The organism is Candidatus Pelagibacter sp. PS_44 (assembly GCF_059417735.1).
Genome location: NZ_CM182063.1, coordinates 173692 through 191532 on the forward strand (window position 1 = coordinate 173692; position 17841 = coordinate 191532).

19 protein-coding genes are annotated in these 17841 nt (G+C 29.1%); 16 read left to right on the forward strand and 3 right to left on the reverse strand.

Features of this window, described 5'->3' with window-relative positions; genetic code table 11:
* Position 1 precedes the first annotated feature (1 nt).
* Genes AC5SLO_RS00955 through tkt form a run of 3 tightly spaced genes read right to left on the reverse strand, consistent with a single transcriptional unit; the run spans position 2 to position 4148 of the window.
* A complete protein-coding gene (locus tag AC5SLO_RS00955) occupies positions 2 to 1180 on the reverse strand; it encodes a phosphoglycerate kinase (protein WP_494573341.1) in 1179 nt (392 codons plus the stop codon).
* Positions 1180 to 2187, reverse strand: a complete 1008-nt coding sequence (gap, locus tag AC5SLO_RS00960; protein WP_494573342.1) for a type I glyceraldehyde-3-phosphate dehydrogenase — start codon at positions 2185 to 2187, stop codon at positions 1180 to 1182. Before gap ends, AC5SLO_RS00955 begins: the two co-directional genes overlap by 1 nt.
* Positions 2184 to 4148, reverse strand: a complete 1965-nt coding sequence (tkt, locus tag AC5SLO_RS00965) for a transketolase (protein WP_494573343.1) — start codon at positions 4146 to 4148, stop codon at positions 2184 to 2186. The genes gap and tkt overlap by 4 nt, the downstream gene beginning before the upstream one ends.
* Positions 4149 to 4202: 54 nt before the next feature.
* Between tkt and AC5SLO_RS00970 the strand changes: the two genes are divergently transcribed.
* From AC5SLO_RS00970 to glmM, 16 genes are all read left to right on the forward strand, one after another.
* Complete coding sequence (locus tag AC5SLO_RS00970; RefSeq protein ID WP_271516365.1) at positions 4203 to 4526, forward strand: 5-formyltetrahydrofolate cyclo-ligase; 324 nt, start codon at positions 4203 to 4205, stop codon at positions 4524 to 4526.
* Entirely contained in the window at positions 4514 to 4960 is a 447-nt protein-coding gene (locus AC5SLO_RS00975; RefSeq protein ID WP_494573344.1) for a cell division protein ZapA, read from the forward strand. Before AC5SLO_RS00970 ends, AC5SLO_RS00975 begins: the two co-directional genes overlap by 13 nt.
* Before the next feature lie 4 nt (positions 4961 to 4964).
* Complete coding sequence (locus tag AC5SLO_RS00980; protein ID WP_494573345.1) at positions 4965 to 5510, forward strand: 5-formyltetrahydrofolate cyclo-ligase; 546 nt, start codon at positions 4965 to 4967, stop codon at positions 5508 to 5510.
* The gene (locus tag AC5SLO_RS00985) at positions 5507 to 6313 is read left to right on the forward strand and encodes a TIGR00282 family metallophosphoesterase (protein ID WP_494573346.1); all 807 of its coding nucleotides are present in this window, start codon (positions 5507 to 5509) and stop codon (positions 6311 to 6313) included. The genes AC5SLO_RS00980 and AC5SLO_RS00985 overlap by 4 nt, the downstream gene beginning before the upstream one ends.
* 5 nt (positions 6314 to 6318) lie before the next feature.
* Entirely contained in the window at positions 6319 to 7044 is a 726-nt protein-coding gene (locus AC5SLO_RS00990; RefSeq protein WP_271516373.1) for a YebC/PmpR family DNA-binding transcriptional regulator, read from the forward strand.
* Complete coding sequence (locus tag AC5SLO_RS00995; RefSeq protein ID WP_271516377.1) at positions 7044 to 7538, forward strand: RuvC family protein; 495 nt, start codon at positions 7044 to 7046, stop codon at positions 7536 to 7538. Before AC5SLO_RS00990 ends, AC5SLO_RS00995 begins: the two co-directional genes overlap by 1 nt.
* A 53-nt stretch (positions 7539 to 7591) precedes the next feature.
* A complete protein-coding gene (gene tolQ, locus AC5SLO_RS01000; RefSeq protein WP_494573347.1) occupies positions 7592 to 8266 on the forward strand; it encodes a protein TolQ in 675 nt (224 codons plus the stop codon).
* 1 nt (position 8267) lies between these two features.
* Positions 8268 to 8684 carry a protein TolR gene (gene tolR / locus AC5SLO_RS01005; RefSeq protein WP_494573348.1) on the forward strand — a complete coding sequence of 139 codons (417 nt, stop codon included), beginning with the start codon at positions 8268 to 8270 and terminating at the stop codon, positions 8682 to 8684.
* A 5-nt stretch (positions 8685 to 8689) separates the two neighbouring features.
* Positions 8690 to 9499, forward strand: coding sequence for a cell envelope integrity protein TolA (gene tolA / locus AC5SLO_RS01010; protein WP_494573349.1), 810 nt, complete (start codon positions 8690 to 8692; stop codon positions 9497 to 9499).
* A gap of 1 nt (position 9500) precedes the next feature.
* The gene (tolB, locus tag AC5SLO_RS01015; RefSeq protein WP_494573350.1) at positions 9501 to 10841 is read left to right on the forward strand and encodes a Tol-Pal system beta propeller repeat protein TolB; all 1341 of its coding nucleotides are present in this window, start codon (positions 9501 to 9503) and stop codon (positions 10839 to 10841) included.
* An 87-nt stretch (positions 10842 to 10928) separates the two neighbouring features.
* Entirely contained in the window at positions 10929 to 11405 is a 477-nt protein-coding gene (gene pal / locus AC5SLO_RS01020; RefSeq protein WP_271516389.1) for a peptidoglycan-associated lipoprotein Pal, read from the forward strand.
* 97 nt (positions 11406 to 11502) lie between these two features.
* On the forward strand, positions 11503 to 12486 hold the full coding sequence (ybgF, locus tag AC5SLO_RS01025; RefSeq protein WP_494573351.1) for a tol-pal system protein YbgF: 984 nt from the start codon (positions 11503 to 11505) through the stop codon (positions 12484 to 12486).
* Positions 12467 to 13492 (forward strand): tRNA lysidine(34) synthetase TilS, encoded by a 1026-nt coding sequence (gene tilS, locus AC5SLO_RS01030; RefSeq protein ID WP_494573352.1) that lies wholly within the window; start codon positions 12467 to 12469, stop codon positions 13490 to 13492. The genes ybgF and tilS overlap by 20 nt, the downstream gene beginning before the upstream one ends.
* Positions 13493 to 13552: 60 nt before the next feature.
* Positions 13553 to 15451 (forward strand): ATP-dependent zinc metalloprotease FtsH, encoded by a 1899-nt coding sequence (gene ftsH / locus AC5SLO_RS01035; protein WP_494573353.1) that lies wholly within the window; start codon positions 13553 to 13555, stop codon positions 15449 to 15451.
* Between the two features lie 6 nt (positions 15452 to 15457).
* Entirely contained in the window at positions 15458 to 16510 is a 1053-nt protein-coding gene (gene folP, locus AC5SLO_RS01040; protein ID WP_494573354.1) for a dihydropteroate synthase, read from the forward strand.
* The gene (gene glmM / locus AC5SLO_RS01045) at positions 16510 to 17841 is read left to right on the forward strand and encodes a phosphoglucosamine mutase (protein ID WP_494573355.1); all 1332 of its coding nucleotides are present in this window, start codon (positions 16510 to 16512) and stop codon (positions 17839 to 17841) included. The genes folP and glmM overlap by 1 nt, the downstream gene beginning before the upstream one ends.

Sequence of the window (17841 nt, forward strand, 5' to 3'; positions counted from 1 at the left end):
ATTAGTTAAGAGCTTTTATACCAGGAAGCTCTTTTCCTTCAAGATATTCTAAAAAAGCTCCACCTGCGGTTGAGACAAAATTAAAAGAATTAACTGCATCGATAGTATTTAATAGTAAAACAGTATCACCTCCACCTGCTACAGAATAAATTGTATTATTATTATTTTTTTCGACAATTTTTTTTGCAATCTGAATACTTCCTTTAGCAAAATTAGGGTTTTCAAAATAACCCGCAGGTCCATTCCAAAGGATAGTGTTACTTTTATCTATTAAGTTATTGATAGTTTTTATTGATTTAGGACCAATATCTAAAATTAAGTCATCTTTAGAAATATCCTTTAATTCTTTTACTGCTGGATCGCCATTTAAATTTTTTCCAACCACAACATCTTCTGGAAAAAGTATCTTGCAATCTTCTTTTTTTGATAAAGAAAATATTCCTTCAATGATTTGATGACAATTATCCTCTTGAAGAGATTTTCCAATTTCATGATCTAGGTATTTAAGTATATTATTGGCCATTCCTCCAACTATTATAATATTATCAAACTTCGGGATTAAATTTTTTATAATATTAATTTTAGAAGAAATTTTAGAGCCACCAATTATACAAGTAATAGGCTTCTTAATTTCAGAAGTAATCTTAGTTAATGCTTCAATTTCTAAGTCAAATTGGAGACCTGAATATGAGGTAATAAATTTTGTTATTTCAAAAATCGAGGCATGCGTTCTGTGAGAACATGAAAATGCATCATTAACATAAATATCAGCTAAACTTGCCAAATGTTTAGCAAAAGCGTTGTCATTTTTTTCTTCTTCTTCATAAAACCTAAGATTTTCAAGTATCACAATTTTTTCATTTTGATTTTTAAAAAGATCAGTTGAATTTATTTCTCGAATGTTTTTAGTTATAAATTTAATATCAGTTTTTAATTTGATTTTTAGATCTTCACATATAGGTTCAAGGGATAGTTCTTTAACAACTTTACCTTTGGGTCTACCAACATGTGAAAGTATTATTATTTTTGCATTTTTTTCTAATAAATATTTAATTGTTGGTAATATTTTATCAATTCTGGTGGTATCAGTAATTGCTCCATTTTCTAATGGAACATTTAAATCCAACCTAAGTAATATATTTTTTTGATTAAGATCAGCCTGGTCCTTTATACTTTTCATTAAGAGTTTTTATGAAGATATTCTGCTATATCACACATTCTGTTTGAAAAGCCCCATTCATTATCATACCACGCAGAAATCTTACCCATATTTTTACCCACAACATTAGTCAAGGAAAGATCAACGATTGCAGAAGCTGAATTGTGATTAAAATCAATGGATACTAATTTTTCTGATGTTGCTTCTAAAACTTTTTTTGTTTGTTTCTTCACTGCATTTGTAAATGCCATATTGATGATTTCTTTACTTATTTCTTTTTTAGTACAAAAAACTAATTCTATTAAGGAAACATTTGGTGTAGGCACTCGCATAGCTACACCCTCAAGTTTTCCTTTTAAAGCAGGTATAATTTCACCAATTGCTTTTGAGGCACCTGTAGAAGTTGGAACTATTGATTGACTGGCAGATCTTGCTCTTCTTGGATCTTTATGAGAATTATCTAAAATTCTTTGATCACTAGTAAAAGCATGGATAGTAGTCATAAATCCTTTTTCAATTTCAAAATCATTATTTAAAACATTTGCAACAGGAGCCAGACAATTAGTAGTACACGAAGCGGCCGAAATAATTTGGTCATCATTTGTTAAAATATTTTCGTTAACACCAAATACAATTGTTTTATCTGCATCTTTACATGGGGCTGAAACTATAACTTTTTTAGCGCCATTTTTAAGGTGAGCTAATAATTTATCTTTTGAATTAAATTTTCCAGTACATTCAAAAACATAATCAACTCCATATGATTTCCAATTTATATCTTCAATATTTGAGTGTTGAGAAAAAGTAATCTTATTTTTATTAATAATTAAATGCTTTTCATCAAATTCTAACTCTGCGTTAAATTTTCCATGAACAGAGTCATATTTTATTAGTGTACAGCTTGCTTCTGCATTTGATCGGTTGTTTATATGTTTAATTTCTATATTTTTGTTTTGGCTTTCAATGATTGCTCTAATTACCATTCTACCAATTCTGCCCATTCCATTTATTCCAACTTTTAATGTCATTTCTTATTCTTTATAAGGTTTTTTGTCTTTTTTGAAATATTTTCAACTGTTAATCCAAAATATTTATAAATCTCTTTATAAGGCGCACTTTTTCCAAAAGTTTCTATTCCAAATGTCAAACCATCAGTACCAATATATTTCTTCCAACAATCTGTTGATGCAGCTTCAATAGATATTTTAAATTTTGTTTCACCAAGTATTTTCTGCTTATAAGAAGATGACTGTTTGTCAAAAATATCATGGCATGGAACAGATATTACTTTAGAGTATATTTTGTCTTTGGCTAATTTGTGGCTAGTTTCAATTGCAAGATTAACTTCGGATCCACTAGCAAGTATAGTGAGGTTGATCTTTTTATTTGTTCTTAAAACCTCGTATGCTCCAAATGAGCATTTATTTAAGTTTGAATATTTTTTTCTTATAGGATCAAGATTTTGTCTAGTCAATGATAAGATGCTGGGTGTATTTGAATTTTTTAGAGACAATTCCCAACATTCTATAGTTTCCATTCTATCTGCAGGTCTAAAAACATTTAGGTTTGGAATAGATCTTAAGCCGGACAATTGTTCTATTGGCTGATGGGTTGGACCATCCTCACCCAAACCAATAGAGTCGTGTGTCATTACATATATAACTCTTTGACCCATTAGCGCTGATAGACGTATCGATGGTTTACAATAATCTGAGAATATTAAAAATGTTCCTCCATAAGGGATGAACTTACTATGAAGTGCAATACCATTCATTATTCCACACATTGCATGCTCTCTAACACCATAATGAATATAATCCCCATTAAAATTGTTAGAATTTATAATTTTTTGGTACTTAGTTTTAGTATTATTAGATCCAGCTAAATCAGCAGATCCTCCAATTAAAGTATTGTTCTCTTTAGTTAATGCATTCAAAACTAATTCAGAAGATTTTCTTGTAGCTAGGCTTTTATTTTCTTTTAATGAAATTTGTTTTTCGATTTTTAATGATTTAGAAAAATTATTATTTAATATTTTATCTATTATAAATTTTTTTCTTTTATAAAATTTATTCCAATTTTTTTCTAATTTAATTCCTTTATCGCCAGTTTTTTTCCATTCGTTTAAAATATTTTTGGGTATTTCAAAAGGCTTATATTGCCAGTTTAATGTTTTTCTAACAAGTTTGATCTCATCTATCCCAATTGGACTACCATGTGAAGATGATTTACCAGATTTATTTGGTGACCCATAACCAATTTTTGTTTTACATGAAATAACAGTAGGTCTTTTTGCATTCTGAACTTTTTTTAATGCATTAAATATTTCTTTTTCATTGTGACCATTAATTAAGATATAATCCCAACCATAGCTTTCAAATCTTTTTTTATAATTATCAGATACAGCCAAGCTTGTTGGTCCATCAATTGAAATTGAATTATTATCAAAAAGCATAATAAGATTTTTTAATTTTAAGTGACCAGCCAAACTCATAGCTTCGTGACTTATGCCTTCCATTAAACAACCATCACCTGCTAAAACATAAGTTTTATGATTAATTATTTCTTTACCTAATTTTTTTTTAAGAATTTCTTCCGCTACAGCAAATCCAACAGAGTTAGCAATACCCTGCCCAAGTGGACCAGTGGTTGTTTCAATTCCTGTTCCAGGATGATATTCTGGGTGTCCTGCACAAATTGAATTTAATTGTCTAAAATTTTTAATATCCTTTATAGAAACACTTTTGTATCCAGTTAGATAAAGTAAAGAATACAATAACATTGATCCATGACCCGCAGACAAAACAAATCTATCTCTATTTAGCCAGTTAGGATTATTGGGATTAAATCTTAAAAAACTTCTAAATAAAACTGTAGCAACATCGGCCATACCCATGGGCATTCCAGGGTGACCTGAGTTGGCTTTTTGTACCGCGTCTATAGACAAAAACCTTATTGCGTTTGATAAATCTTTATGTAGTTTGTTCAAAAATTATCCTATCTAGACTTCGTAGACTCAATTTAATATTATAAATATATATATATGAAAACAGAGACTGAAAAAGAAAAAAAATTGAGTTTTGCAATTAATAAACTTAAGAATTTGAAATTACAAAACCCTTCACTAAAAACTAATCTAGAAAATTTGAATGCTCAAAAAAATCAATTAGAAATTGAAAAAAAAGAAATTGAAGAAAAATATCAAAACCTAATGAGCGAACATAAAGCTCTTAATCAGAAATTAGAGGAGATTAAACAACAAAAATTGGATGAACAAAAAAAAGAAACTGAATTTTCAGAAAAAATTGATGAATTAAATCAAGAAACAGATACTTTATTGGAAGAAATAGATAAATGGCAAATGTAAATATCAAATTTAATGGTAAAGATTTTTTATTGTCTTGTGACGATGGACAAGAGGAGCATCTAGAAGAATTGCTTATTCATATTAATGAAAAGTTTAATAAACTTAAAAATGATTTAGGAAATATTGGTGAAAATAAACTTTTATTAATTACTTCTGTTCAAGTAATGGATGAATATTTTGAGACCAAGAAAAAAGTAGAATTAAAAAAAGAGCAACTTAAAGATCTTTCTAATAAATTTAGAGAGTTAAAATCTTTAGTTTATGAATATAAAGATAAAAAAGAAGAAGAAATAGCTCAACTTACTCAAAATCATGAAGAATTTAAAAATGAAATTGAAAAAAATAAGCAAGACTATGAAAAGATAATAGAAGATGCTGCTGATGAAATTGAAAATTTTGTTGCAAAAGCTAATTTAGAAAATCCAGTCCAATAAACTTGTGCTAAAAAAAAGATTAAGAAATAAAATTCTTAAAATTAGAGAAACATATAATAAAGATAATATTAAGTTAGATTACAAGAGAATTATTATTTTTTTTAAAAAAGAAAATATAATTGCTAAAAAAATTGGTGGATACTTTCCTATCAATTTTGAATTTGATGATTTAGATTTACTCAAAAAATTTGAAAAAGATAATTATCAAATATCATTACCAGTAATTAAAAAAAGTTTTCAAATGGACTTTTACAATTGGACTTTTATTAATCCATTAAAAATTAATAATCTTGGTATACCAGAGCCAGAAGCAAAAAAATTAGTTCACCCTGATATTTTATTTATTCCTATGGTCGCATTTGATAAAAATTTAAATAGATTGGGGTATGGTGGTGGATATTATGATCGTTTTATTGAAAAATTATCAAGAAAAAAAAATATTATCAAAATTGGCTTAGCTCTATCATGTCAAAAAATAAAAAAAATTCCTATTAACAAACATGATCAAAAACTTGATTTTATTATAACAAATGAGGATATTATAAAATGAGAATCCTTTTTTTAGGGGATGTAGTGGGTATCTCAGGCCGCTCAATGGTCTTAAACAATTTACTATCAAAAATAAAAGATCATAAAATTGATTTTGTTATTGTTAATGGTGAAAACGCTGCTGATGCAGGAGTTGGACTTACAGAGGAAATTTGTAAAGATTTTTTTAACTGTGGCGTGGATGTTATTACGACAGGCAATCATGTTTGGGACCAGAAAGAAACTATGTCTCATATTGAAAAAGAAAATAGATTGTTGAGGCCAAAAAATTTATTTGAACCTTCTCCAGGAAAGGGATTTGAAATATTTAATTCAAAAAATGGGATGAGGGTTGGAGTACTAAATTTAATGGGAAATGTATTTATGAAAAAATGTGATGATGTATTTCAAGTGGCAGAAAAATTTATTAAAAAATATAATTTGAAAGAAGATTATGATTTTCTTGTTGTTGATTTCCACGGTGAAATTACTAGTGAAAAAAATGCAATCGGTCATTTTTTTGATGGAAAGGCCACATTAGTTGTTGGCACTCATACCCATATACCAACAAATGACGCTAGAATTCTTAAAGGAGGAACCGCCTATCAAACAGATGCAGGAATGTGTGGAGATTATGACTCTGTAATTGGAATGAACAAAGAAAATTCAATTAACCGTTTTCTAAAAAAAAAATCTACTAAACACTTTCCATCAATTGGTGATGCTACTTTATGTGGTGTGATTGTTGATTGTAATATAGAAACAGGCTTAGCAAATAAAATTGAAAACTTTATATATGGAGGAGAATTAAAAAATTCTCATTAATTATTATGTCGGGTCACTCAAAATGGGCAAGTATCAAACATTCTAAAGGAAAAGCAGACAAACAAAGATCAAAAGTATTTTCAAAACTCTCAAAAGAAATAAGTGTTGCTGCAAAATTAGGCGACAAAGATCCAGCAATGAATCCGAGACTTAGATCTGCTATCCAGGCTGCAAGATCAGCGAATATGCCAAAAGATAATATCGAAAGAGCAATAGACAAATCCTCAGCTAGCAATGACAATAATTTTGAGAATTTAAGATATGAGGGTTTTGGACCAGATAAAATTGCAGTAATTGTTGAAGCTCTAACAGATAATAAAAATAGAACAGCCTCCAATATCAGAACAATATTTCAAAAAAGTGGTGGTAATTTAGGAACACAGGGGTCTGCCTCTCATAATTTTAATCAACTTGGTATTATAAAAATAGATAAAAAAGAAATTTCAGACGAACAAATTTTTGAACTAGCAATTGAGTCGGGTGCAGATGAATGTATTTCCTATGAAAATTTTCATGAAATACAATGTCCCATGAATGAAATTTATAATGTAAAAAAAAATCTTGAAAAAACGATAGCAAATTTTATTTCTACAGAAATCGAATGGGTACCTTTAAAAAGTGTTGATGTTGAAAAAGATAAAATTGACTCTGCAATTGAATTTCTAGAAACTCTTGAAGATGATGATGACGTACAAAATGTTTACTCAAATATTAATTTAAAAAATAATTAATGCTTATAATTGGAATTGACCCAGGCATAACAGGTTCTATTTGTTTTTTTCAAGATGGAAAAATAATTGATGTTGTTGAGATGCCCAATATGCCCGAAGGGAAAAAAAATAAAAAACAAGTAAATGGTGCTCAAATTTATCATGAAATTTCTTTAAGAATAAAAGATTTAAAAAAAGAAGATATTAAAGTGGTGATTGAGCAGGTTTCGGCTATGCCCGGTCAAGGAGTTACAAGTATGTTTAATTTTGGTCAATCATTTGGAATTTTAAAAGGGATATGTTCTGCAATGCAATTACCAATGTATTTTGTTAGACCTGCTAAATGGAAAAAGTACTTTAATCTTATTAATTCAGAAAAAGATGCCAGCAGAACTAAGGCAATCGAAGTATTTCCTTATTATTCATCAGAATTATCTAAGAAGAAAGATTCTAACAAAGCGGATGCAATTTTAATAGCTAGTTTTTATTACGAAACTTATAAATTAGAGGGTTAATTTAACTTTAATAAAGTCAAATTCATGACACATTTTAGTGTGAAAGCTTAATAATGGAAGCTGATATTACATCACAAGCAGTAGGACTTGCATCAAATACTGATTTCTCGTTATGGAGTTTGTTTTTAAGAGCAGATTTTATTGTAAAATCAGTAATACTTACGCTTATTGCCTGCTCTATATATTCATGGGCTATTATTATCGAAAAATTTAAATTATTTAAAAAAATAAATATAGAGTCAGAGGAATTTGAAGAAAAATTTTGGAGATCAAAATCTGCAGAGACTTTTTATAATAGTTTACCAGCTAATTTAGAAAACCCTATGGCTTTATTATTTAAGGAAGCTATGCAAACTTTATTAAAAGCTAAAAATAAAGCTAATTTAAGTGACAGAATGAGTGGAATGCTGGAGGTTAGTATTGAAAAACAAATATCAAAAATTGATAAAGGTTTTACTTTTTTAGCAACAGTTGGTTCAACGGCACCGTTTATTGGTTTATTTGGAACTGTTTGGGGAATAATGAATTCATTTCAATCAATTGCCATTTCAAGAAATACTAGTTTAGCAATTGTAGCACCAGGAATAGCCGAAGCTTTATTTGCAACTGCATTAGGTTTGTTAGCAGCGATTCCAGCAGTTGTTGCTTACAATAAATTTAATTTAGACTCAAAAAAATATTCACAAAAATTAGAAAATTTTTCTAAAAGATTTTTATCAATAATTTAAAATGGCTTTTAAACTCAATCGTTCATCAAAAGAGCCTATGAGTGAAATAAATGTTACTCCTTTTGTGGATGTAATGTTAGTTTTGTTAATTATATTTATGGTTACAGCTCCATTGTTAACAGTCGGAGTACAGGTCGACTTACCCGAAAGTTCTGCAGACACATTACCAGAAGAGCTTGAACCATTAACACTATCTATTAATGCTAAAGGTGAGATATTTATTCAAGAATCAAAAGTTGATTATGATAAAATAACAGCGAAGATTTTAGCTGTATCGAAGAATAGAACAGATACAAGAATCTATGTCAGAGGAGATAAATCAATAAATTATGGTAGGGTTTTGGAGATAATGGGAATGTTGTCTGGGTCTGGTTTTACTAAAGTAGCATTGATTTCTGAACCATATAAAGAGAGGTAGTAAAAGTGAATAGAAATATATTTATTTCTTTTGGGTTTCATATACTTCTTGTATTAATTACTGCCATGAGTTTACCTTTCTTAGCAAAAAAACCAATTGATTTACCACCGATTGTTTCAGTTGAACTAATTCAGATTACAGATAAAACAAATATTCCATTTGCACCTAAAGCAAAAAAAATAATTGAAAAGGTTAAGGAAAAAGAAAAAAAACTTGTCTCTGAACAAGCCCCTCCAAAAGCAGTTAAAAAAGACAAACAAGATGCAATACCTTTGCCTGATGAAAAATTAGAAAAGGTTAAAGAAATTAAAGAAGACAAACAAAACCCTGAAAAAGTTGAAACAGAAATTAAACAAGTTTCAGAATTTGAAAAAAAAGATTTATTTGATCCAAATAATATTGCAGCCTTAATTGATAAATCTAAAGTAGAAAGTGCTGAAACAAACAAAAAAAGCAATGAAATAAGCCAGGATCAAGATAAGAATGTAGAATTTGGTGGTTTATCACTAAGTGAAGAAGATGCTCTAAAAGCACAAATATTTGGATGTTGGAGTATTCCTTTAGGATTACCTTACAACGAAAATTTACTAGTTAGAATTAAGTTACAATTAAAGCCAGATGGATCTATTATAGATTCTGAAATTCTTGATCATGCTAGAATGAATAAACCAGGACAAGGATTTTATAAAGTTTTAGCAGAAAGTGCATTGAGAGCAGTAAAACTATGTCAGCCTCTTAGAGTACCTAGCACTGGATATGAGAGATGGAAAGAGTTACAATTAAATTTTGATGCAAGAGAAATGTTAGAAGGATAAAATGCTATATAGATATTTATTAATATTACTGATCATATTTCCAATTAAAGCAATGGCTTTGATAGAAGTTGATATTACGAGAGGAAACTTGAGCCCTCTTCCTGTTGCTGTTTCTCCACTTTCAATTGATGATAATTCTAAAGAAAATTTTAAAAAAATTTTAAAAAAAGAAAATTTAGGAGCTGAAATATCTTTAATAGTTGAAAATAATTTAAAACAGACAGGCCTTTTTAATCCTTTAGATAAAAATGCATTTCTTCAAAAACCTGATATTGCAAATTTAAAACCTAGATTTGAAGATTGGAATTTAATTAAAGCACAAGCATTAATAACTGGCAAAGTAACTTTTGTAGAAGATAAATTAAGAGTTGAATTTAGACTGTGGGATATTTTAGCTGGAAAAGAAATGATGGCATTAGCATTTACTACTGTTCCAAGTAATTGGAGAAGAGTTGGTCATATAATTACAGATAAAGTTTATGAGCGTCTAACAGGTGAAAAAGGATATTTTGATACAAGAATAATTTATGTAGCGGAAGAGGGGCCAAAAACTAATAGAATAAAGAAATTAGCCATTATGGATCAAGATGGTTTTAATAATAAATTTTTAACTCTAGGGAATGAGTTAGTTTTAACACCAAGATTTAGCCCAACTAATCAAATGGTTACATATCTCTCTTATTTTAGAAACTTACCAAGAGTTTATTTACTAGATATTGAAACGGGAATGCAAGAAGTAGTTGGAGATTTTCCAGGAATGACATTTGCACCAAGGTTTTCTCCGGATGCTAAAAAAATTATAATGAGTTTTGCTCAAGATGGAAATTCAGATATTTATACAATGGATTTAGAGAATAGAATTGTTGAAAGAATTACAAATCATCCTTCAATTGATACCTCCCCTTCTTATTCTCCAGATGGAAAATATATTACTTTTAATTCTGATAGAAGCGGTTACCAACAAATTTATATAATGGAAAGCAATGGAAAAAATGTTAAAAGAATATCTTTTGGCAACGGACTTTACGGTACGCCAGTATGGTCTCCAAGGGGAGATTTAATTGCATTTACAAAGCTGCATAAAGGAAAATTTTATATTGGAGTAATGAGAACAGATGGAAGTGGTGAAAGATTATTAACAGAAAATTTTTATCAAGAGGCACCATCATGGTCCCCAAATGGAAGAGTATTAATATTTTATAGAGAAACAAAAACAAACGCAAAAGGAGAGGGATTTTCTGCTAAATTGTGGTCTATAGATTTGACAGGTTATAACGAAAGATTGATTGAAACAGAAACAGATGCTTCAGACCCATCTTGGTCATCTTTATTAACGAATTAGCTGTAATTAAGCTTGATTTTTAACTTGAAAGGTCTAATTAAATATGAAAAAAATAACGAATTACAATAAATGGACTAAGGAGCAATAATGAACTTAAGCAAGATTTTAAAAAATACATTTTTGATTTTAATAGCAAGTTTAGTGCTATCAGCATGTGCAACTAAAAAAACAACAGGTCAACTTCAAGGTGATGTTTATACGGGAACAGATTCAGTAGAATATTTAGCCTCAGGTGTTCCTGACAGAGTTTTCTTTGCAACGAATGAAACAGTACTTACAACAGCTTCAAGAGATACTTTAAGAAAACAAGCTGCATGGTTAAGAAAAAACTCAGATATTAATGTTGTATTAGAAGGTCACGCAGATGAAAGAGGTACAAGAGAGTATAACTTAGCATTAGGCGAAAGAAGAGCTAATTCAGCAAAAGATTATTTAATGACTTATGGAATTTCTTCTGACAGAATTTCAGTATTAAGTTATGGTAAAGAAAGACCTGTAGACTCTGGATCTAATCCATTAGCTTGGTCAAAAAACAGAAGATCGGTTACTGTTAAAGCTAATTAAGTTAGTTAAATAAATTAATTTATAAAAGACCCTATCACTATTTAATTAGTGAATAGGGTCTTTTTTTTGCCATCATTATAATTACAAATTAGACTTTATGTTAAGTTATAAAAAAATATTTCACATCAAGGCCCTAGCTTTATTTATTTTATTTTCAAATATTACATTGGCTGATAATCATAATTTAAATGAAGTATTAGAACTAATTCAAAAAGATTTAAAAACACTTGAGAAGGCAGTTTATTCAGGATCAATCAATACAAGCAGCTTCAGTAATCAAGAAAATTTTGATCAAAGTTCGGAAGATGTTTTAACAAGACATTTACTAAAACTATCAGATATTGAAAATCAGTTTCAAGAATTAACTAACAAATTTGAAGAAATTAATTTTAAGCTTGATAAATTATCAAATAGACTTTCTAAAGTTCAAGCTGATAATCAAGTAAGATTTCAAGAAATTGAAAATGCATTATCATCAGGAGAAGTAAATCAAAAATTAACATCTAGACCAAAAGAAACAGTGGAAAAAGTTTTACCAGGCTCTTCACAGCCACAAGATTTGGGTTCAATTTCTTATAAAGATAATGAAGACAAAAACACCACACAACAAATTCAATCTATTGAAACAACCTCTTCTATAGTAACAGAAACTTTTCAGGCAGAACAAACAATACTGCCAGATGATATACCTGAAAAACAATATGAGTTTGCAACAAGTTTTTTAAAAGTGGGAGATTATAATACCGCTGAGCGAGCTTTTAGAGAGTTTGTATTAGCCAATCCAGAAAATGTTTTAGCAGGTAATGCACAATATTGGTATGCTGAAACGTTTAGAATTAGACAGCTTTATACAGATGCTGCCTCAGCTTATTTGGAAGGTTATCAAAAATATCCAAAAGGTGAGAAGGCTCCTATAAATTTATTAAAACTTGGTGTATCAATGGTACAGATAGGTGAAAAAGAACAAGGATGTAAGATGATTGAAGGTGTTGCAAAGCAATATCCTAAAGCCAATCAATCAGTATTACAAAAAGCTAAGTATGAATCTAAAAAATTTGAGTGTGAAAAACAAAACACGTAGTCAGATTCTTGAATACTTAAATAAAAAAAAAATTTCTAGAATATATAAAAAGTTTGTAGCATCTTTGAAGGTTGAAGAAAACCTAGCCGTGGCTGTATCAGGAGGCCCAGATAGTCTAGCTTTAGCATATTTAGCAAAATGTTATGCTATTAAAAAAAATATAAAAATATATTACTTTATTGTTGATCATAGACTTCGAAGAGAGTCATCTTTAGAGGCCACAAATATAAAAAATTTTTTAAAGAGCATTGATATAAATTGTGAGATTTTAAAATGGAATGGAAAAAAACCAACTAAAAATATTCAAGCTATAGCAAGGAATAAAAGATATTCATTATTAATTAATCAGTGTAAAAAAAAAGATATAAAACACTTATTGTTAGGACATCACTTAAATGATGTTTTAGAAAACTTTTTAATCAGAATAGTTAGAGGAAGTGGATTAAATGGATTAATTTCATTCAATAAAATTAGTAAATACAGAGATCAAAATATTAATATTTTAAGACCACTTCTTGATATAGAAAAAAAAGATTTAATTTATATCACAAAAATTATTTTTAATTTTTATGTTAATGACCCATCTAATAAAGATGAAAAATATAAAAGAACAAGAATTCGAAACTTATTACACTCTTTAGAAAAAGAAGGTTTGGATATTAAAAAGCTTGAACTAACCATTAATAATCTTAAAGACTCAGATAGATCAATTAAATTTTATGTGGATAGAAATTTAAATAAGAATTCAAAGTTATTGAATAAAGATAAAACTTACATTTTAAACAAATTTTTTTTTGATCAGTCACATGAGGTAATTTTTAGATCTTTAACAAAAATTATTCAAATTATTGGAAGAAAATATTATCCTGTTAGGGGGAAAAGTATTGATGAAGTAATTAATGCCATTAAACAAAAATCTTTTACCAAGTTAACATTGGGTGGCTGTTTTATTGAAAGGATTAACGAAACTATATTAATATCCAGAGAAAGTGTGCATAAAGTCTGAATTATGTAACAATTTGACACTTGTTTAATTAGCAATAATTATTATCTTAAGGTTATGAACATGAAAAATTTAGCAATGTGGGCTGTAATTGTTTTTCTAACAATTGGACTTTACAATATGTTTAAAAACCCACAGGCTAGCATGGGTGCAAATAATTCAATTATATTTTCAGAATTTTTAACTGAGGTAGAAAATGGTGGAGTTGTAAAAGTTGAAATACAGGGCAACAATATAAAAGGTGTTTTTTCTAATGGAGACTCTTTTTCAACATATTCACCTAATGATCCTAATTTAATTGAAAAACTGTCTAGTAAAGGAGTAAGTATTTCTGCAGCTCCAATAGAAGATAAAATGCCATCGCTTTTTGGTATTTTATTATCTTGGTTTCCAATGTTGTTATTAATAGCTGTTTGGATTTTTTTTATGAGACAAATGCAAGGTGGAAAAGGTGGCGCAATGGGCTTCGGTAAATCTAAAGCTAAAATGATGAATGAGTTAAAAGGAAAAGTTACTTTTAACGATGTTGCTGGAGTTGAAGAAGCAAAAGAAGAAGTAGTAGAAGTTGTAGAATTTTTAAAAGATCCAAAAAAATTTAGTAAATTAGGAGGTAAAATCCCTAGGGGGTGTTTGTTGGTTGGTCCTCCGGGTACAGGAAAAACATTACTTGCAAGAGCTATAGCAGGAGAAGCTGGGGTTCCTTTCTTTACTATTTCAGGTTCAGATTTTGTAGAGATGTTTGTTGGTGTTGGTGCATCACGAGTTAGGGACATGTTTGAACAAGGTAAGAAGCATTCCCCATGTATAATCTTTATTGATGAAATAGATGCTGTAGGAAGAAGTAGAGGAGCTGGTCTAGGCGGTGGAAATGACGAGAGAGAGCAAACATTAAACCAATTATTAGTTGAAATGGATGGATTTGACACAAACGAGGGTGTCATAATTATTGCGGCTACAAACAGACCAGATGTTTTAGATCCAGCCTTATTAAGACCAGGAAGATTTGATAGACAGGTAGTTGTTTCAAATCCTGATATTATTGGTAGAGAAAAAATTTTAAAAGTGCATGTTAAAAAAATAAAGATGGCTCCAGATGTTAACTTAAGAACTATTGCAAGAGGAACACCAGGATTTTCAGGGGCTGATCTTGCAAATTTAGTAAATGAGTCAGCTTTATTAGCAGCTAGAAAAAATAAAAGAATAGTAACTCTTGATGAGTTTGAAGAAGCCAAAGATAAAGTAATGATGGGTGCTGAAAGAAGATCAATGGTTATGACAGAGGATGAAAAAAAATTAACAGCCTATCATGAAGGTGGGCATGCACTTGTGTCTTTTAATATGGAAGGCTATGATCCAATACATAAAGCAACAATCATACCAAGAGGGAGAGCCTTAGGAATGGTAATGAATTTACCTGAACGAGACAAGCATGGGTATTCAATTAAGTTTTTAAAAGCTAGAATGGCTGTTTGTTTTGGTGGAAGAGTGGCTGAAGAAGTAATTTTTGGAAAAGATAATATTTCAACAGGAGCTGGCGGTGGAGCTGGATCAGACATAAACCAAGCCACACAATTAGCTAGAGCAATGGTAACAAAATATGGAATGACAGAAGAATTAGGACCTGTAGAATATGGTGAAAATGAAGAAGAGGTCTTTTTAGGTAGATCAGTAGCTAGAACACAAAGTGTGTCAGAAGCTGTTGCTCAAAAAATAGATAAAGAAATAAGAAAACTAGTTGATGAAGGGTACAATAAAGCAAAAGAAATATTAACAACTAAGGTTGATGATCTTCATAAAATTGCAAAAGCACTTTTAGTTTATGAAACATTAACTGGTGAAGAGATAGACAACCTAATAAATAAAAATATATACCCAAGCAACAAAGAAGATTTAAAAGTGGAAGATGATGATAAAGATTCTGCTTTAAGCTCAATGGGTCTTAAGCCAAAAATAGTTCATTAAAAATTAATGAAAAAATATTACACAAGAGCGTGTAATTTTACTCATGGAAAAAAATCAATTAATCTTGTAAATAAAAAAATTAACTTACCATTAAGAGGAAATAATAAAATCTCCTTTAATGAAATTGAGATAATTTCTAGAAATTCAAAAAAAACAATTCAGATAAAAAATGTTAAGAATTTACCAAAATTTTTAAGAAATAAAGTTACAAAAGATCTTTCCATAATTACTAAAAAGAATAAAAATTTTGCCAATCTTAATTTAAATGATATTCCAAATTTAATGGGCGTGTTAAATTTAACACCAGATAGTTTTTCTGATGGAGGAAGATTTAATAAAAAAAATAGAGGTGTGGCTCATGCTATGAATTTATTTAAATTTGGATCAAATATTATTGATGTGGGCGGTGAGTCAACAAGACCAGGGTCACAAACTGTAAGCAATGCAAGAGAATGGAAAAGAATTGAAAATACTATTAAGAAGATAAGTAAAAAATTGCCAATATCATTAGATACCAGAAAATCAGAAATAATGAAGAAAGGAATTAAACTTGGAGTTAAAATTATAAATGATATTTCAGGGCTAGAATATGATCAAAAAACAATTGAGATCTTAAGAGATTATAAAACGCCATTTGTTATTCATCATTGTCAAGGGACACCAGAAACAATGCAAATTAAACCAGTCTATAAAAATGCACTATTAGATATCTATGATTTTTTTGAAAAAAAAATAAAACTGTTAAGAACGAAGGGTATAAAACATAATAATATTATAATTGATCCAGGTATAGGTTTTGGAAAAAATTTGAAACATAATATGAATTTAATAAGGGATATTTCTATTTTTCATACACTTGGTTTTCCTATATTAGTGGGTGTGTCAAAAAAAAGATTTATCAAAGAAATTGCTGGCATAAATGATACAGAAAATAGAACTGGAGGAACAGTTGCTTCGTCTCTTTATTTAGCCTCACAAGGGGTGCAAATTTTGAGAATACACGACGTAAAGGAATTAATGCAAAGTATAAAAGTATTTAAAAACATAATCCAAAACTAATGACAAAAAAATATTTTGGCACAGATGGCATCAGAGGATTAGTTAATAGCAAGAATATTAATGGTGATATGTTTTTCAAGTTTGGATTAGCATCAGGAACATATTTTAAAATTCAAAAAAAAACAAAACAATTAGCTATTATTGCAAAAGATACTAGGTTGTCAGGTTATACACTTGAGCCTGCTTTAGTATCGGGGTTAACTTCAGCAGGCATGCATGTTTATACTTTGGGTCCCTTACCAACGAATGGTCTTGCAATGCTAACAAGAAAAATGAAGGCTAATATGGGTATTATGATAACAGCTTCACATAATCCTTATTCTGACAATGGTCTAAAATTATTTGGACCAGATGGTCTAAAATTATCTGACAAAATTGAAAAAAAAATAGAAAAATTAATTGATAAAAAAATTGATAACAATTTAAGTCGACCACAAAAATTAGGGAGAGTTAAAAGACTGGAAACAGCAAATGATGAATATATTAAAATTTTAAAAAAAAATTTTCCAAAGGATTTTAACCTTATAGGTTTAAGAATAGTAATAGATTGTGCAAATGGAGCTGGCTATAAAGCAGGTCCAGAATTATTAAAATCCCTTGGAGCAAAAGTGTTTACAATTGGTGCAAAACCAAATGGATTAAATATTAATAAAAATTGTGGTTCAACACATCCAAGTAAAATTAAAAATGCAGTAAAAAAATATAAAGCACACCTTGGTATTTCTTTAGATGGCGATGCGGATAGAATTATTTTGTGTGATGAAAAAAGTAATATCATTGATGGAGATCAAATAATTGCAGCAATAGCTCTTAGGTGGAAACAAAAAAAAATGCTAAAAGGAGGTGTGATAGGCACTCTAATGTCTAATTATGGTTTAGAAAAATTTTTTAAAGGAAAGAATATAAAATTTATAAGAGCAAATGTTGGGGACAGATATGTAAAAGAAAAAATGCAAAAATATAATTTTAATCTTGGAGGTGAACAATCAGGTCATATTATTTTAGGAAAATTTGCAACTACAGGAGATGGTTTGTTGGTTGCTTTAGAAGTATTATTTTCTCTAAGAAAAGGGAAAAGGGCTAGTAATTTTTTTAATACTTTTATTAAAACTCCACAAATCCTAGAAAATATTGAAGTAAAAGATAAAAATATAATAAATAATATCGATGTAAGAAGTTCTATTAAAAAAGCTGAAAAATTAATAAAAAATCAGGGAAGAATCCTAGTTAGAAAGTCAGGAACAGAATCTAAAATAAGAATTATGGGAGAAGGTATAAATAAAAAACTTTTACTGAATTGTTTAGAAATTATTAGGAAAAAAATAAAATAA